The 15,304-nt window shown below is 70.1% G+C and carries 17 protein-coding genes; 12 read left to right on the forward strand and 5 right to left on the reverse strand.

Translation table 11 applies throughout. The features are described 5' to 3' along the window. The first annotated feature begins 45 nt into the window (after nucleotides 1-45). The 3 genes from AB0M73_RS10605 to AB0M73_RS10615 all read left to right on the forward strand — a co-directional run bounded on the left by AB0M73_RS10605 (nucleotide 46) and on the right by AB0M73_RS10615 (nucleotide 3,722). Nucleotides 46-684, forward strand: a complete 639-nt coding sequence (locus tag AB0M73_RS10605; protein WP_363889566.1) for a helix-turn-helix domain-containing protein — start codon at nucleotides 46-48, stop codon at nucleotides 682-684. Nucleotides 685-739: 55 nt separating this feature from the next. Continuing rightward, nucleotides 740-2,302: an NAD(P)/FAD-dependent oxidoreductase gene (locus AB0M73_RS10610; protein WP_363889569.1), complete on the forward strand. Its 1,563-nt coding sequence runs from the start codon at nucleotides 740-742 to the stop codon at nucleotides 2,300-2,302. Nucleotides 2,303-2,471: 169 nt separating this feature from the next. Further along, nucleotides 2,472-3,722, forward strand: a complete 1,251-nt coding sequence (locus tag AB0M73_RS10615; RefSeq protein ID WP_363889743.1) for a ferredoxin reductase family protein — start codon at nucleotides 2,472-2,474, stop codon at nucleotides 3,720-3,722. Here the strand turns inward: AB0M73_RS10615 and AB0M73_RS10620 are convergent. Beyond that, the gene (locus AB0M73_RS10620) at nucleotides 3,719-4,309 is read right to left on the reverse strand and encodes a DJ-1/PfpI family protein (RefSeq protein WP_363889571.1); all 591 of its coding nucleotides are present in this window, start codon (nucleotides 4,307-4,309) and stop codon (nucleotides 3,719-3,721) included. The two genes, AB0M73_RS10615 and AB0M73_RS10620, sit on opposite strands and share 4 nt — an antisense overlap. 91 nt (nucleotides 4,310-4,400) lie before the next feature. Next, the gene (locus AB0M73_RS10625; protein WP_363889573.1) at nucleotides 4,401-6,041 is read right to left on the reverse strand and encodes a glutamate--tRNA ligase family protein; all 1,641 of its coding nucleotides are present in this window, start codon (nucleotides 6,039-6,041) and stop codon (nucleotides 4,401-4,403) included. Between the two features lie 88 nt (nucleotides 6,042-6,129). Here AB0M73_RS10625 and AB0M73_RS10630 point away from each other — a divergent pair, with 88 nt between their 5' ends. Next, complete coding sequence (locus AB0M73_RS10630; RefSeq protein WP_363889576.1) at nucleotides 6,130-6,549, forward strand: protein-tyrosine phosphatase family protein; 420 nt, start codon at nucleotides 6,130-6,132, stop codon at nucleotides 6,547-6,549. A 4-nt stretch (nucleotides 6,550-6,553) separates the two neighbouring features. Here AB0M73_RS10630 and AB0M73_RS10635 read toward each other — a convergent pair whose 3' ends face one another. The 3 genes from AB0M73_RS10635 to AB0M73_RS10645 form a co-directional block, all read right to left on the reverse strand. Continuing rightward, nucleotides 6,554-7,666, reverse strand: a complete 1,113-nt coding sequence (locus tag AB0M73_RS10635) for a histidine kinase (RefSeq protein ID WP_363889578.1) — start codon at nucleotides 7,664-7,666, stop codon at nucleotides 6,554-6,556. Nucleotides 7,667-7,682: 16 nt separating this feature from the next. Further along, nucleotides 7,683-8,219, reverse strand: a complete 537-nt coding sequence (locus tag AB0M73_RS10640; protein ID WP_363889581.1) for a DUF1453 domain-containing protein — start codon at nucleotides 8,217-8,219, stop codon at nucleotides 7,683-7,685. 85 nt (nucleotides 8,220-8,304) lie between these two features. Beyond that, nucleotides 8,305-8,985 (reverse strand): response regulator transcription factor, encoded by a 681-nt coding sequence (locus AB0M73_RS10645; protein WP_363889584.1) that lies wholly within the window; start codon nucleotides 8,983-8,985, stop codon nucleotides 8,305-8,307. Here AB0M73_RS10645 and AB0M73_RS10650 point away from each other — a divergent pair. The 8 genes from AB0M73_RS10650 to AB0M73_RS10685 all read left to right on the forward strand — a co-directional run bounded on the left by AB0M73_RS10650 (nucleotide 8,978) and on the right by AB0M73_RS10685 (nucleotide 15,298). Continuing rightward, nucleotides 8,978-9,925, forward strand: coding sequence for a LysR substrate-binding domain-containing protein (locus AB0M73_RS10650; RefSeq protein ID WP_363889587.1), 948 nt, complete (start codon nucleotides 8,978-8,980; stop codon nucleotides 9,923-9,925). The two genes, AB0M73_RS10645 and AB0M73_RS10650, sit on opposite strands and share 8 nt — an antisense overlap. 84 nt (nucleotides 9,926-10,009) lie before the next feature. After that, on the forward strand, nucleotides 10,010-11,452 hold the full coding sequence (locus AB0M73_RS10655) for a 2-hydroxymuconic semialdehyde dehydrogenase (RefSeq protein WP_363889589.1): 1,443 nt from the start codon (nucleotides 10,010-10,012) through the stop codon (nucleotides 11,450-11,452). Between the two features lie 8 nt (nucleotides 11,453-11,460). Beyond that, the gene (locus AB0M73_RS10660) at nucleotides 11,461-11,874 is read left to right on the forward strand and encodes a RidA family protein (protein ID WP_363889592.1); all 414 of its coding nucleotides are present in this window, start codon (nucleotides 11,461-11,463) and stop codon (nucleotides 11,872-11,874) included. A 3-nt stretch (nucleotides 11,875-11,877) separates the two neighbouring features. Then, a complete protein-coding gene (locus tag AB0M73_RS10665; protein WP_043726994.1) occupies nucleotides 11,878-12,408 on the forward strand; it encodes a 3-hydroxyanthranilate 3,4-dioxygenase in 531 nt (176 codons plus the stop codon). Beyond that, a complete protein-coding gene (locus tag AB0M73_RS10670; RefSeq protein WP_363889595.1) occupies nucleotides 12,405-13,403 on the forward strand; it encodes an amidohydrolase family protein in 999 nt (332 codons plus the stop codon). Before AB0M73_RS10665 ends, AB0M73_RS10670 begins: the two co-directional genes overlap by 4 nt. Continuing rightward, nucleotides 13,400-14,176, forward strand: a complete 777-nt coding sequence (locus tag AB0M73_RS10675) for a tryptophan 2,3-dioxygenase family protein (protein ID WP_363889598.1) — start codon at nucleotides 13,400-13,402, stop codon at nucleotides 14,174-14,176. The genes AB0M73_RS10670 and AB0M73_RS10675 overlap by 4 nt, the downstream gene beginning before the upstream one ends. 8 nt (nucleotides 14,177-14,184) lie before the next feature. After that, on the forward strand, nucleotides 14,185-14,754 hold the full coding sequence (locus AB0M73_RS10680; protein WP_363889600.1) for an NADPH-dependent FMN reductase: 570 nt from the start codon (nucleotides 14,185-14,187) through the stop codon (nucleotides 14,752-14,754). 103 nt (nucleotides 14,755-14,857) lie between these two features. Next, complete coding sequence (locus AB0M73_RS10685; RefSeq protein ID WP_363889602.1) at nucleotides 14,858-15,298, forward strand: uL11 family ribosomal protein; 441 nt, start codon at nucleotides 14,858-14,860, stop codon at nucleotides 15,296-15,298. Nucleotides 15,299-15,304 lie beyond the last annotated feature (6 nt).

The raw sequence follows: 15,304 nt of genomic DNA on the forward strand, positions 1-15,304 counted from the left end.
GACATCCCTGGCCGTCAGGACGAATCCGCACGCCATGCTGGTCGCATGGAGGCGGGTAGAGGGGTGTTGGAGGCGGCGTTCGCGGTGCTGGACCAGGTCCGCGAGCAGGAGCCGGCGCGGTTGTTGGATCTCGCCGCGGCGACGGGCATTCCGCGGCCGACCGTGCATCGTCTGCTCGGCCAACTGCTCGCAGTCGGCGCGGTCCGGCGAGATGGCACCAAGTATCGGCTCGGCGCGAGTCTGCTGACCGGCGGCGGCCAGATCGAGCGACGGGTGCGGGCCGTCGCGGCGCGCCCGGTCGCGGAGCTTGCCGCGCACACCGGGGCCGGCGTGACGCTGAGCATCAATGTCGGCGGTCGCAGCGTTTTCCTGCAGATGATTGACGCTCACGAGCCACTCGGCGTGACAGCGGAACCGGGCGAGCCGGTGCCGGAAGGCACGGCGGGGGCCGACGCGCTCAGGGCGGTCGAGCCGCGGCCGTACATCGACGCCGGAACGGTCGCCAAGGGGCTGACCTGTGTGGCCGTGCCGATTCCGTTGCCCGGCAAGGCAACGGCGGTGATCACCACGATGGCGCACGGCGCGCAGCCGTCACCCAAGCTGCTCAACGCCACCTGTGCGACCGCGGCGCGGGTGGCCGATCGCCTGGCGCTGCCCGAACAGTCCCTGTCACTGCCCCGATAGTCCGCTGGCCGGACTTCGCCTGGCCGCGTCGGTCGACCGGCCATAGCCTGCGGACATGCCGTCTTACGATGTGATCTTCGTCGGCGCCGGGCACAATGCCCTGGTCGCCGCCGCGTACCTGGCCAAGGCCGGCCGAAGTGTGTGCCTGCTGGACCAGTCCGATCGGCCCGGCGGCGCGGTGCGCAGCGAGGAACTCACGCTGCCCGGCTTCGTGCACGACACCTATTCCGCCCTGCACCCCATCTTCGTCGGCGGGCCGGCCTTCGCCGAGCTGGGCGAGGACCTCGGCCGTCACGGACTTCGTTATGTGCAGGGCGGTGTCAGCACGGGATCGTCCCTTCCGGACGGTCGGTCGGCAGTCATCCCGACCGACCCGGCGGCGCTGGGCGCGGAGCTGGAGCGGCTGGGCGAGCAGGCCGGCTGGGCGGGGCTGATGGCCGACGTGGCGCCGCACCTCGAGTCGCTGATGCCGCTGCTGGGCATGGACCTGACCACGCCACAGGCGGCCGAGCTGATCCAGAAGCTGGACCGCGACCGCACGGCGGCGCTGCCGTTCGCCACGCTGCTGGCCGGCAACGGCCACGACCTGGCCACCGAACGGTTTCGCAGCGAAGAGCTGCGGACAGCGCTGCTGCCGTGGCTGCTGCACGTCGGCATCGGCCCGCACGACGCCATCGGCGCGCTGTGGATTGCGCTGTTCGGCCTGATCCTGCCCGGCGGCAACCCACAGCCGGTCGGCGGCAGCGGCCGGCTGGCCGAGGCGCTCAGCGGCCTGGTCACCGAGCACGGGGCCGAGATCGTCACCAACGTCCGGGTCGACGCCGTGCTGACGGAGAACGGCCGGGCGGTCGGCGTCCGCACCGCCGACGGCGAGGTCCTGACCGCGACAACAGTTGTTGCCAGCACCACGCCCGACCAGCTCTACGGCCACCTGCTGCGCGACGCCTCGATCGGCGACTCGATCCGCGCCCAGGCCTCCCGGTACAGCTACCGCCGCGGCTGCTTCCAGCTCAACCTCGCGCTGTCGGCCCGCCCCTCCTTCGCCGATCCGCGCCTCGACCAGGGCGGCGGCCTCAACCTCGGGCGTGGCGTCGACGAGCTGGTCCGCTCCGTGCGGCAGGCCGAGGCCGGCTATCTGCCCGAGCACCCCACGCTGTCCTGGCACGAGGCCACCGCCGTCGACCCGAGCCGCGCGCCGGAGGGCTGCGCCGTGGTGCGGATCCAGGTCCTGGACGTGCCGCTGCGACCGGTCGGCGACGCCGCCGGGGAGATCGCCGCCGACGGCACGTGGACAACATCTGTTGTCGAGAGCTTCGCCGACCGGGTGGTGGCCGAGGCCGCCGAGCACCTCAAAGGTCTCGACGAGCTGGTGCTGGCCCGGCACATGCTCTCCCCCGCCGACCTGGCCCGGCGCATCCCCAGCATGGGCCCCGGCGACCACTGCGCCGGCCACAACGGACTGGAGCAGGGCTTCACACAGCGGCCGGTGCCGGCGCACGGCGGCGGCTACGCCACGGTCGTGCCGGGCCTGCACCTGATCGGCGGCTCCACCTGGCCGGGGCCGGGCATCAGCGGCACCTCCGGCCGTACGATCGCGCAGACCCTGCTCGGCCAGTAGGAAAGATCTTGGTCCTCGGGTGAACCCCGGGCGGCGTCGGTCCGTGTCAGCTGGCATACCGACGCCACCCGGCCAGATCGCCTCATCGGAGGACCCCGTGACCACCACCCAGAACCACCCGGTGCAAGCGCCGGCACGGCCGGACCGCCGCCGGACGGCCCGCGTGGCGCTGCTCGCGGCCCTGGTCGTGAACGTGCTGATCGTCGCCGCCCTGGTGGTGGCGACCGGGGCGTCGCCCAACATCCTGATCACGCTGGGCCGGATCTTCGGACTGGTGGCCGGCCTGCTGATGGCCGGCCAGTTCCTGCTGATCGCCCGCCTGCCGTGGCTGGACCAGCGGCTGGGCATGGACCGGCTCACGACCTACCACCGCTGGAACGGCATCGGTCTGATGTGGACGCTGCTGGGCCACGTGGTGCTGATCGTGTCCGGCTACGCCCAGCACGACGCCCACGACGTGATCTCCGAGGTTGTCGTCCTCTCCGACACGTTCACCGGCGTCCTGCTGGCGATCATCGCCTTCCTGCTGGTGGTCGTGGTGGGCGCGACCTCGGCCCGCATCGCCCGCAGGCGGCTGCCCTACGAGACCTGGCACGCCATCCACCTGCTGACCTATGCGATCGTGGCGCTGGCCTTCACCCACCAGTTCATCTCCGGCACGACCATCGCCTCCACCGGCGGCCGCATCTACTGGATCCTGTTGTGGGCCACCGCGATCGGCACGCTGCTGACCGGCCGCGTGATCCGCCCGCTGCTGCGCAACCACCGCTACCAGCTCCGCGTCGCCGGCATCGTGCACGAGTCGCCCAACGTCGTCTCCGTGTACGTCAGCGGCCGCAACCTGCACGAGCTGCCGGCGCGGGCGGGCCAGTTCTTCGTGTGGCGCTTCCTGGCCAAGGGCATGTGGCACCGCGCCAACCCGTTCTCCCTGTCCGCCGCGCCGGACGGCCGCTACCTGCGGCTCACCGTCAAGGCCGTCGGCACGGCCAGCGCCGCCCTGCGCGACCTCAAGGTCGGCACGCGCGTCTACGCCGAAGGCCCGTACGGCGCCTTCACCACCGCCAACCAGGTTCACCAGCACGCCCTGCTGATCGCCGGCGGCGTCGGCGTCACGCCGATCCGCGCGCTGCTGGAAGAGATCAAGGGCCACGTCGTGGTGCTGTACCGGGTCCGGGACGAGCGGGATGCCGTGCTGCTGGACGAGCTCCGCGCCCTGGCCCCGGTGGTCCGTGTCCTCAGTGGACCGTCGGCCGGCCAGTTCAACCCGGAGAGCCTGCGTTACCTGGTGCCGGACATCTGGGCCCGCGACGTCTTCGTCTGCGGGCCGGCCGCGATGACCAACGCGGTGCTGGCCAGCACCCGAGCGCTGCAGGTGCCGGACCGCCAGGTGCACGCCGAGAAGTTCAGCCTGGCCGGCTAGGCGCGCCAGACGGTGCCGCGACGCTCGTGGGCGATCATCCTCTCCACGGCGATCGCGGCGTCGACGCCCAGTTCCCGCTCCAGGAGATACAGGCCGAGATCGATACCGGAGGTCACCGAAGAGGCGGTCACGAGATCACCGTCGTCGACGACCCGGGCGTCGACGACGGTGACTCCGTTGGCCCCCAAGGCTTCCAGCCCCAGGTGATGTGTGGTGGCGTTACGGCCCTTGATCAGGCCGGCCATCGCCAGGAGCAGCGATCCCCCGCACACGGTCGCGACCAGCACCTCCGGCCGGGCCACGGCCTCGGCCAGCAGGCCCGGCAACGGCGTGCCGAGCGTGCGGCCGAGGATCTCGGGGATCCCGTCCGGCAGCGAGCCCAAAGCCCCTGGCACCACGACGATGTCGGCGCGCGAAGGGTCCAAACGGGACTCCGCCCGCAAGGACAGCAGACCGTTGCCGCTCTCCACTTCGCGCGGCCCTTCGGCCGACACGAGCTCGGCCGTCATGGCGCCGCCGAGAATCTCGTACGGGGCAACAACATCCAGCGGGTCGAACCCGTCGAACAACACAACCTGCGCCAGCATGGTCACCCTTCCGCGGAAACGACGACGGGGCGAACGCTACGAGCGTCCGCCCCGTCGAGGAAGGAGCCGCCTTGCCAACCTCCGCCGGGTTTCAGCCAGCCACGGCGCGGATCCGGCGCAGCACCTCGTCCGCGCCGAGCGTGGTGGCCACGGCGTGCAGGTCGGGGCTGCGGGTGGAGCCGGTCAGCGCCACCCGGACGATCTGCGAGGCCTCGCGGATGGAACCCGGGTAGGCGTCCGGGTTCTTCTTGTACTCCTTGGCGTTCTTCGCGTAACCGTGCTTGGCGGCCAGCTCGCGGATCTGCCCGAACCACTCCTGGCCGTCGGCCAGGTGCTCGTAGCTGTCGGCGAAGTCGGCGGCGAAGGCCCGGGCCAGCTCCGGCGTCACGCCCTCGATGCGCTCGTCGTCCGCGGTCACCGGCGTGAACAGCTCGGGGAAGAAGAAGCCGTACGCGGTGCGGAAGTCCGACCACTTGCGCAGGTCCTTGCGCGGGTTCTCGACGCCCTCGCGCTCCACCGCCAGCGCGGCCAGCGCGAGCTCCGGGTTGGCGTCCAGCACCGGCACCAGGTCGGCGTCGTGGGTCAGCGCCCACTCCCGCACGGCGGCCAGGATCTCGGCGCCGGTCAGGGTGGCGATGTGGTCGGCGCTGATGTCGTCCAGCTTGGCCATGTCGATCAGCGGCCCGGCCAGGCCCATCTCGTCCAGCTTGATCGGCGCGTCCAGGGCCTCGGCCAGCGGCAGCTCGGCGATGCGGCCGTTGGTCAGGCCCTTGAGGTAGTACAGCACCGCCTTGGCCGGGTAGCCCTCGGCGATGTAGAAGTCGACCGAGGCCTCCGGGTCCTTGCGCTTGGACAGCTTGCGCTTGCCCCCGGTGATCTGCTTCATCAGCGGCGCGATGTGGGCGTAGGTCGGCTGCTCGAAGCCGAGCGCCGCGAACAGCTGGAGGTGGGTGGGCACCGAGGAGATCCACTCGTCGGCCCGGATCACCAGGTTGACCCGCATCAGGTGGTCGTCGACCGCGTGCGCGAAGTGGTACGTGGGCAGCCGCACGGCGTTGGCCGAGGACTTGAGGATCACCACGTCGTTGCGGTTGTCCTCGTGCTCCAGCCGGCCGCGGATGGCGTCGGTGAACACCGCGCGGCCGTCGACCTCGCCCGGCGAGCGGAACCGCACCACGTACGGCGCGCCCTCGTCCAGCTTGGCCTGCACGTCCTCGTCGGACCGGTCGCGCCAGATGGCCCAGCCGCCGTAGTAGCCGGGCGGGATCTTGCTGGCCTCCTGGCGGCGGCGGATGTCGGCCAGCTCCTCCTCGGTGGCGAAGCACAGGTACGCCTTGCCCTCGCGCAGCAGCTCCCGCGCGTAGGTCAGGTACTGCTGCTCGCGCTGCGACTGGAAGTACGGGCCGTAGTCGCCATGGCCCTCGGCCTCGTCGGCCGGCAGCCCGAAGTAGTCGAACGCGCGGGTGAACTGCTCGACCGCGCCCTCCACCTCGCGGGCCTGGTCGGTGTCCTCGATGCGCAGCAGGTAGCGGCCGCCGGTGCGGTGCGCGATGTCCCGGTTGATCGCGCCCACGTACAGCGCGCCGATGTGCAGCCAGCCCGTCGGGGACGGGCCGACGCGGGTGACCATCGCGCCGTCCGGGAGCTGCCGCTGCGGGTAGCGCTGCTCCCAGTGCGCCGGCTCCGGCAGGTCAGCGGGGAACAACGCGTCGATCACGGCACGGTCAGGCATCGGGTCACGGTCTCCAACACGCAGGTCTACGGGTGTTGTCCAAGGTTATCAGCGGCCCGGTGACGGGCTCTGGCCTAGGCTCGGGCGGATGACGTGGGAACCGGACACGCCCGGCCTGGTGCGGTTGCCGTCGGGGAGGTCGGTCCGCGGACGTGGCCTTCGTTATCCGCTGCCGCCGGGGCCGACGCCGGCGTTCGGGCTCTACCTTCGCGGCTCGGACCCGGGTGCGATGGCGTGGGACAGCCGGTGGATCCGTTGGCCGGACTTCTGGCTGCCGACGGACCGTCCGGCCTTCGCCGAGGCTCTGAAGGACCTGCTGGAGCGGGCGTCGCAGGAACGGGTGGAGATCGCGTGCGGCGGCGGATTCGGCCGCACGGGAACGGCATTGGCCTGCCTCGCGGTGCTGGACGGCGTGCCGAACGACAAGGCGGTCGGCTATGTCCGTGAGCACTACTCCAAGCGGGCCGTGGAAACGCCGTGGCAGCGCCGGTTCGTGACCCGATTCTGAGCGGTCAGGGCAACCGCAACCGAACGATCCAGCCGTCGTCGACCGGGCCAGCGTCAAGGGTGCCGCCGAGGGCGGCGGCCCGGTCGCGCATGCCGGTCAATCCCAGACCAGTGCCGCCGCCGATGCCTACCGGCACGGGTGCCCTGGACCGTCCATTTGCGACTTCCAGCTCCACGGAATCCGGTGAGAAAACCAGCTTCACGGACACTGCGGCGCCGGGGGCGTGCTTGGCGGCGTTGGTGAGGGCTTCTTGGGTGGCGCGGAGGATGGCGTAGGCGGCGTCGACGGAGAGGGTTCGCTCCGCCCCCTGCGCGGCGAAGGCGGCGCCGGCGTTGTCGGCCACGGCCCGCAGGGTTCGGCTGAGCGGAACGGTGTCCTCGCGCAGGGCATGGACGGCCTCCCGCATGTCGCCGATGCTGGTCACGGCCAACTGCCGGGCATTGCGCATCGCGGCGGTGGCCTCGTCGCGGCGGTTGTTCTCGTTGAGGGCGTCGGCCATGTCGAGTTGGAGGGCGATGCCCGTCAGCGAATGGCCGAGCACGTCGTGCAGTTCACGGGCGATCCGACCGCGCTCCACCAGCGTCGCCTCCCGGGCCTCCGACTCCCCCGCCCGCCGGGCCTCGGCGGCAGCACGCTCCGCATTGGACAGTGCGGCGGCCCGATCGGCACGGGCAATCCCGATGTACGAAGGCAATCCGGTGGCCAGTGCCTCCCACCACGGCCACTGCGTCGGCGTCGGCCAGATCCCGTTGACCACCAGCACGGCGACAGCGGACGCCACCGATGTGAGCACCGCGATGGCCAAGGCGGCCTTGCGGGACGGCAACCGGCCGCCGGCCCCGGCGGAGGCCAGGAACGCGAAGATCGGCGCGAGAGTGGTCTGCGCCAACGGCAACAACGCCGCCGCGGTGATGGCGTAGGCGACCCACAACACCAACGAGGACCGCCACGGGATCAGCGTCGCCAGGGACAGCACGGCCACGACGGCGAACAGCCCCATGGCGAACGGCCGGGCGATGATCGCGTGGTCGGGAAATTCCAGCGCCGTCACGAGAATCGCCGCGACCGCCAGCACGGGGCGGGCGACCTTCTCGACGATCCGGTCGAGGGGCACCATGCCCGGCAACATAGCGTCAGCGACGGCCACGGGCCTGGAGGTCGTCGATGAACCTCGACGTCCGGTGCGGTGCGCCGTCCTTGCCCTGCTGCCAGATCACCTGGCCACCGGTGCGCATGGCCTTGGCCAGCACGACCGCGCCCTCCATCAGCAGGCCGGCGCCGAGCGTGAGCATCAGCGTGTTGCCGCCGTCGGCGTGCGGGTCGATCGTGGACAGCAGGAAATTGCCACCGAGCTTGACCGCGATGTTCACCACCCAGAGCACAATGGTCATTCCGGTGTACCGCATGTTCACGATTCCGTCCCGCACGAAAATGCGAATGCTCAGGCCACGCAAGGCGCCGATGCCGATACCGACCAGCGTGGTCACGACCAGGAAGCCGAGTTGCACCGGGTCGTGCAGCACGTCCTTGGCGCCGGACAGGCCGATCACCGTCAGCACCGCCGGCAGCACCAGCATCCGCTTGGCCTGCGCGGGCTCGCCCAGCAGGCGGCGGATCAGCATGTAGCCGACGAGGGCGACAACCAACAGGATTTCGATCGGCGTGCTCACCGTGTTTCCTCCTCATCAGGTCCGACCCGACCAAGATTAGGAAGAATCACCGATGAGGTCTTGAGACCACCGCCGTATTCGTGAACTACAGCGGCGGGTGGAGAGGCGTCTCCACCCGATTGTTCAGCACATAGCGCACGGCGTCGGTCCGCGTGTGGAAACCGGCCTTGGCGAACAGGTTGTTGATGTGCGTCTTCACGGTGGCCTCGCTGATCACCAGTCGCTTGGCGATCTCCGTGTTGCGCAGGCCCTCCCCGATCAGCCCGAGGATCTCCAGCTCACGCGCGGTCAGGTTGAACGGCGTGCTCGACACCGGCCGGGCCGTGGCCAGCTCCAGCAGCCGCCGCTGCACGCGCGGATCCAGCACCGACTGCCCCAGGCTGGCGCTTCGCACGGCCTGCAACAACGTCGCTCGGTCCGCCTCCTTGGTCAGGTAGCCGGAAGCCCCGGCCCGCAGCGCGGCCAGGATCGACTCGTCGTCCTCGAACGTCGTGAGCACGACAACCCGCACGTCGGGGGCCGTTTCCTGGATGCGGGCGGTCGCCTCGACGCCGGTCATCTCCGGCATGTGCAGGTCCATCAGCACCACGTCCGGGTGATACTCGGCAATGACGGAGACGGCCTCGGCGCCGTTGGTGGCGGTCGCGACGACGTCCACGTCCTCGGCCAACCCGAGCATCACCGCCAGCGCCTCCCGCACGGAGGTCTGGTCGTCGACGACGACAAGCTTGATCGCCACTCGCTTAGCGTAACCACCCATGGACATCAACCGGCTGCTGGACGGGCGCCTGAAGGTGCGGCACCTGGTGCTCGTGGTCACGGTGGCGGAGCAGGGCAGCGTTGTCGGGGCGGCGGAGCGGCTGCGAGTGACGCAGCCGGTGGTCACGCGTGGCCTGCGTGAACTGGAGCAGATCCTCGGGGTGGAGCTGTTCGACCGGGGGCCGCGCGGGGTGGCGCCGAACGCGTACGGCCGGGCCTTCGTCGACGACGCGCAGGCGATCATCGCGCAGATCCGGCAGGCCGGGAAGCACGTGGCCGAGCTGAGCACCGGCATGGTCGGCACGGTGGTCGTCGGCAACCACCTGAGCGGGGCCAACGTCCTGCTGCCGACGGCGATCGCCCGGCTCAAACGGCAGTTCCCGTACGTCACGGTGATCGTCCGCGAGGCGACGCCGGACCGGTTGACCGAGGACCTGCTGACCGGCGACATCGACCTGGTGGTGGGCCGGCTGACCCCGCAGGGCGAGGACCAGCGGACCACCCGGGTACGGCTCTACCACGAGCCGATCCGACTCGTGGTCCGCGCGGGGCACCCGGCGACGGCGATGGACCAGCCGGAGCTGGCCGACCTCATCGACTACCCGTGGGTGCTGCCCGTGACGCAGACGGCGCTGCGCACCGAGGTCGAGCAGGCCTTCTTCCGACAGGGCCTCGGCGTGCCCACCAATCGGGTGGAATGCACCTCGCTGCCGACACTGCGGTCCCTGCTGATCGACGCCGACATGATCGCGACACTGCCGGCGCTGCTGGCTCGGGACGACGCGCTGACGGTGCTGCCGATCGAGCTGCCGAACGTGCACCGGCTGGTCGGGCTCACCCTGGCCGCGGGGCGGAGCCAGAGCCCAAGCCTGAAGGCGTTCATGAAGCATCTGGAAGAGGTCGGCGCGGAGATCCGCGAGACCCTCGATATGCCCGCCGAGGCATAGCAGCGAGCGATTCAGGTATTTGTCGGACATAGCTACCCAGGCGACGATCGAGTCACCGAGAAACCGAGGCCGGGGAGCGAGTCCATGAGCCGTGTGCTGCAGAACTTCGTCGGCGGGCAGTACGTCGACGGCGGCGACCTGTTCGACGACGTCAACCCGGTCGACGGCTCGCTCGTCGCTCGCGTCCAGGAGGCCGACCGCGACGTGGTGGACGGCGCGGTCCGGGCCGCCCGCCGAGCGCTGGAAGGCGAATGGGGCCGGTTCACGGCCACTGAGCGGGTCGCGCTGCTGCGGCGCATCGCCGACGGCATCGAGGCCCGCTTCGACGACCTGCTGGCCGCCGAGATCGCCGACACCGGCAAACCGGTCGCGCTGGCCACCGAGCTGGACGTCACCCGCGCCGCGGCCAACTTCCGCGCCGCCGCCGACCTGGTCGCCGGCCTTGGCGTCGACTCCTTCCTCACTGAGAAGGCCCTCAACTACGCAATCCGCCGCCCGCTGGGTGTGGTCGGCGTGATCGTGCCGTGGAACCTGCCGCTGCTCCTTCTGACGTGGAAGGTCGCGCCGGCGCTGGCCACCGGCAATGCCGTGGTGGTCAAGCCGTCCGAGGAGACGCCGGCCAGCGCCACCTTGCTGGCCGAGATCATCACCGAGGCCGGTGCCCCGGCCGGCGCGTACAACGTCGTCCACGGCTTCGGCCCCGGCGCCGCCGGCGAGTACCTGACCACCCACCCGGACATCGACGGCATCACCTTCACCGGCGAGTCCCGCACCGGCTCCGCGATCATGCAGGCAGTCGCCCCACGCGTGCTGCCGGTGTCGTTCGAGCTGGGCGGCAAGAACCCCGCGGTGGTGTTCGACGACGCCGACCTCGAACGCACCATCGACGGCCTGGCCCGCTCGGTGTTCACCAACACCGGCCAGGTCTGCCTGTGCACCGAACGGGTCTACGTCCAGCGGGGCGTGTTCGACGAGGTCGCCGACGGGCTGGTCAAGCGGGCCCAGGAGCTGCGTTTCGGCAGTCCCTACGACCCGTCGACCACCACCGGTCCGTTGATCTCCCAGGCCCACCGCAAGAAGGTGCTGTCCTACTACGCGATCGCCGAGCAGGAGGGCGCGCAGCTGTTGGCCGGCGGCGGAATTCCGGCCGTCGGGGAAGACTTGAGCGGCGGTTCGTGGATCGAGCCCGCGCTGTGGACCGGCGTCGGCAACTCGGCGCGGATCATGCAGGAGGAGATCTTCGGCCCGGTCGCCACGCTGATGCCGTTCGACACCGAGGAGGAGGCGGTCCGCCTGGCCAACGACACCCCGTACGGCCTGGCCGCGGCCGTCTGGACCTCGAACCTGGAGCGCGGGCACCGAGTGGCGGCCGCGATGCGGGTCGGCATGTCCTGGCTCAACACCTGGTACCTGCGCGACCTGCGCTCCCCGTTCGGCGGCTCGGGCCTGTCCGGCATCGGCCGCGAGGGCGGCGTGCACTCCCTGCACTTCTACACCGAGCCCACCAACGTCTGCGTCGCGCTGTGAGGACGGACATGAGCAACGCCAAGACCCTGCCGGACAAGGCAACCCCGCGCGGCCGCTTCCCGCATGTGCGCGTGGCAGGAGGCTTCGCCTTCGTCTCCGGCACGAGCAGCCGCCGTCCGGACAACACCATCGCCGGCGCCACCGTGGACTCCTTCGGCGGCACGGACCTGGACATCAGGGTCCAGACCGCCGCGGTGATCCAGAACATCCGGGACATCCTGGCCTCGGTCGGCGCCGATCTGTCCGACGTCGTGCAGATCACCAGCTACCTGGTCACCATGAACGACTTCCGCGGCTACAACGAGGTCTACGCCCAGCACTTCGACGAGAACGGGCCCGCCCGCACGACCGTCGCCGTGCACCAGCTGCCCCACCCGCACCTGCTCATCGAGATCCAGGCCGTCGCCGTCCTGAAAGGCTGAACCATGACCGCGCTGAACCCGGCGTTCAACTTCGTCAAGTGGGTCGACGAGAACCAGCACCTGCTCAGGCCGCCGGTCAACAACAAGCAGATGTGGCAGGCCCAGGGCGACTTCATCGTGCAGGTGGTCGGCGCCCCCAACGAGCGCACCGACTTCCACGTCGACCCGTACGAGGAGTGGTTCTACCAGTTCCGCGGCGACATGCACGTCAATCTCCAGACCGACGAGGGCATCGTCACCCAGCACGTCCGCGAGGGGGAAATGTGGCTGCTGCCCCGCAACACGCCGCACTCCCCGCAGCGCCCCGATCCCGGCTCCGTCGGCGTGGTGATCGAGCGCATCCGCGAGGAGGGCGTGTTGGAGAAGTTCCAGTGGTACTGCCTGAACTGCAACCACCTGGTGCACGAGGCCGAGCTCCAGGTGCGCGACATCGTCGTCGACCTGCCGCCGGTGTTCGAGCGGTTCTACGCTGACGAGAACCTCCGCAAGTGCGGCAACTGCGGCACTGTCCACCCGGGAAGGTCGGCCCGATGACCGTCATCGACATCCACACCCACTCCGTGCCCGCGAAGTGGCCCGCCCTGGGCTGGGACGACGCGCCCTGGCTGCGGGTCGACAGCGCCCGCGAGGCCACGATCATGGTGGGGTCCAAGGAGTTCCGGACGGTCCAGTCCAACTCCTGGGACCAGGCCGAGCGCCTGGCCCACATGGGCGAGGACGGCGTGGACGCCCAGGTGGTCTCCCCCACGCCCGTGTTCTTCTCCTACGACCGGTCGCCTCGTGAGGCGCTGCGGATCGCCCAGGTGTTCAACGACGCGGCGCTGGAGCTGACCGGGCCGTCGAACGGGCGGTTGATCCCGTTCTGCCAGGTTCCGTTGCAGGATCCCGATCTGGCCTGCCAGGAGCTGGACCGCTGCCTGGACAACGGGCACCGCGGCGTGGAGATCGGCAACCACGTGGGCGACCGCGACCTCGACGACGTCGGCATTGTCCAGTTCCTGCAACACTGTGCCGATCGTAGTGCGCCGGTTTTCGTGCACCCGTGGGACATGCCGGCCTCGCCCCGATTGAACCGCTGGATGGCCCGGTGGATCACCGGCATGCCGGCCGAGACGCACCTGTCGCTGGTGGCCATGGTGCTGGGCGGCGTGTTCGACCGGGTGTCGGACAACCTGCGCATCTGCTTCGCCCACGGCGGCGGCTCGTTCGCGTTCTGGCTGGGGCGCTTCGAGAACGCCTGGCACCAGCGGCATGATCTGCTGGGCACGTCCGAGAAGCCGCCGTCGGCTTATGTCGGACGGTTCAGTGTGGACAGTGTGGTGTTCGAGCCGGCGGCGCTGCGGCTGCTGGTGGACACCCTCGGCGTCGACAACGTCATGACCGGCAGCGACTACCCCTACCCGCTCGGGGAACGCCCGGTGGGCAACGTGGTGCGGCGGTCGGACTTCCTCAGCCAGCAAGACAAGGACAAGATCCTGGGCGGCAACGCGGAGAAGTTCCTGTCGTTGAAGGTCGGCGCGGCTCGGTGACCGCGTACAACGACTATCTCCGCGCGGAGGAGCTGCATTCGTTGCAGCATCCGGTGTCCGGCACCGAGGGCGAGCTGTCGTTCCTGGTGGTGTGCCAGGTCCAGGAGCTGTACTTCGCGCTGATCGGCCAGGAGGTGAAGTTCGCCATCGGCCACCTGCGCGGCGGCGACGTCGGCCGGGCCAACGCCACGCTGTGCCGCGCCGGCGCCCACTTCGTCGGGCTCAACGCGTCATGGCAGTCCCTGGGCTGGATGAAGGTGGGCGACTTCATCCCCATCAAGAACGGCATGACCAGCATCCACGGCAAGTCCTCCTCCTTGCAGTCGTGGAAGTTCCGCGAGCTGTCGTACTTGCTGGGCCTGAAGTCGGCTTCCCTGGCCGAACCGGTGGCTTCCATGCCGGAGCAGCACCAGGGGCTCCTCGACGCGCTGGCCGGGCCCTGTCTGTACGACGGTGTGCTCGACGTCCTGCGGGACCATGGTTTCGGCATTCCCCAAATCCACGGCCCGCACGCCAGCGATCCCGAGATCGAGCTGGCCTGGGGCCGCGTGTACGCCGGCGAGCACCAGGACCTGGTAGCCCTCGGCGACGCGCTGCTGGTGATCGCCGAGGGCTACGCCGAGTACCGCCACCTGCACCTGCTCGCCACCCGCCGCGCCTTCGGCAACCGCCCCGGCTACTACGGCAGTTCGGGCGCGGACTGGCTTGCGGCCTCGCTGCACGAGCTGCCGTTTCCCGAGCTGTGGTCCGTCCGCACCGAAGAATCCGTCTAGGAGAGGTCATGTCCGACGTCCGCATCCTCACCATCTCCGGCAGCCTGCGACGCGACTCGCACAACACCAGGCTGCTGCGCGAGGCCGAGCGGCTGGACCCGGGTGGCGTGATGTTCGACCACTTCTCCGGTCTGGGCAAGCTGCCGCTGTTCAACGAGGACGAAGAGCACCCCGCTCCTCCGGCCGTAGTCGACCTGAGGGACCGTGTCCGTCGGGCCGACGCCGTGTTGATCGCGACGCCCGAGTACAACAGCGGCATCCCGGGTGGGTTGAAGAACGCCCTCGACTGGTTGTCCCGTGGCGAGATGCCGTTGGCGCACAAGCCGACCGCCATCATCGGGGCCTCGCCGGGGGCGTTCGGGACCGTGCGGGCACAGACCTCGCTGCGGCGGGTCCTGCACAAGATGAACGTGAACGTGTTGCGGCATCCCGAGTTCCTGCTCGGTCACGCCCACACGCACTTCGACGCCAACGGTTGCCTGCCGGCCGACTCGCCGACCGTGCAGCTGTTGACCACCGTGCTCGACGGGCTGGTCGACCTCGTCGAGGAGCACCGGGCCAAGCTCGCCGCCGCGTGATCGCCAGCCGTCCGGGCCGCCGGCGTGACTCCCGACGCTACGGAGTCGAGGCGGGTTAATCACGTTGAGTCTGACGTAACGGCAGACCATAACGTCCTCCGACATGGCACGCGCGAAGAAGCAGACACACCGGGTCACGCTGCACCTGGAGGGCGGCAACGCCGCCATGGCCGACCTCGGCAAGATGCTCGGCCAGACCGGCGTGAACCTGGTCGAGGTCAAGCGAGGCTACGACCGGGCGACCGCCGACCAGCGCGGCGACGTCGTGCCGGTCGTCGTCACCGTGGCCGACGACCGGTCGTTCGAGCTGCGCCTCAAGACGCCGCCGACATCCCACCTGATCCGCAAGGCCTTGGGCGGCAAGGGATCCGCCCGGCCTGGGCATCGAGAGGCCGGCCGGCTGACCGCCGAGCAGCTGCGGGCGGTCGCGGTGCGCAAGCTGCCCGATCTGAACACGACCGACGTCGAGGTGGCGATGCGCATCGTGGCCGGTACGGCCCGATCCATGGGCGTGGCAGTGGAACTCAGGAGCCAGCAGACGTGAGGGCCG

The sequence above is a fragment of the Kutzneria sp. NPDC051319 genome, from assembly GCF_040682195.1.
Lineage (GTDB): Bacteria > Actinomycetota > Actinomycetes > Mycobacteriales > Pseudonocardiaceae > Kutzneria.

Bases quoted from the DNA above. Each gene is read 5' to 3' on its own strand.
- AB0M73_RS10605 (WP_363889566.1), top strand. From the start codon at position 46: ATGGAGGCGGGTAGAGGGGTGTTGGAGGCGGCGTTCGCGGTGCTGGAC.
- AB0M73_RS10610 (WP_363889569.1), top strand. From the start codon at position 740: ATGCCGTCTTACGATGTGATCTTCGTCGGCGCCGGGCACAATGCCCTG.
- AB0M73_RS10620 (WP_363889571.1), bottom strand. From the start codon at position 4,309: ATGCTGGCGCAGGTTGTGTTGTTCGACGGGTTCGACCCGCTGGATGTT.
- AB0M73_RS10625 (WP_363889573.1), bottom strand. From the start codon at position 6,041: ATGCCTGACCGTGCCGTGATCGACGCGTTGTTCCCCGCTGACCTGCCG.
- AB0M73_RS10630 (WP_363889576.1), top strand. From the start codon at position 6,130: ATGACGTGGGAACCGGACACGCCCGGCCTGGTGCGGTTGCCGTCGGGG.
- AB0M73_RS10635 (WP_363889578.1), bottom strand. From the start codon at position 7,666: ATGGTGCCCCTCGACCGGATCGTCGAGAAGGTCGCCCGCCCCGTGCTG.
- AB0M73_RS10650 (WP_363889587.1), top strand. From the start codon at position 8,978: ATGGACATCAACCGGCTGCTGGACGGGCGCCTGAAGGTGCGGCACCTG.
- AB0M73_RS10645 (WP_363889584.1), bottom strand. From the start codon at position 8,985: ATGTCCATGGGTGGTTACGCTAAGCGAGTGGCGATCAAGCTTGTCGTC.
- AB0M73_RS10655 (WP_363889589.1), top strand. From the start codon at position 10,010: ATGAGCCGTGTGCTGCAGAACTTCGTCGGCGGGCAGTACGTCGACGGC.
- AB0M73_RS10660 (WP_363889592.1), top strand. From the start codon at position 11,461: ATGAGCAACGCCAAGACCCTGCCGGACAAGGCAACCCCGCGCGGCCGC.
- AB0M73_RS10665 (WP_043726994.1), top strand. From the start codon at position 11,878: ATGACCGCGCTGAACCCGGCGTTCAACTTCGTCAAGTGGGTCGACGAG.
- AB0M73_RS10670 (WP_363889595.1), top strand. From the start codon at position 12,405: ATGACCGTCATCGACATCCACACCCACTCCGTGCCCGCGAAGTGGCCC.
- AB0M73_RS10680 (WP_363889600.1), top strand. From the start codon at position 14,185: ATGTCCGACGTCCGCATCCTCACCATCTCCGGCAGCCTGCGACGCGAC.
- AB0M73_RS10685 (WP_363889602.1), top strand. From the start codon at position 14,858: ATGGCACGCGCGAAGAAGCAGACACACCGGGTCACGCTGCACCTGGAG.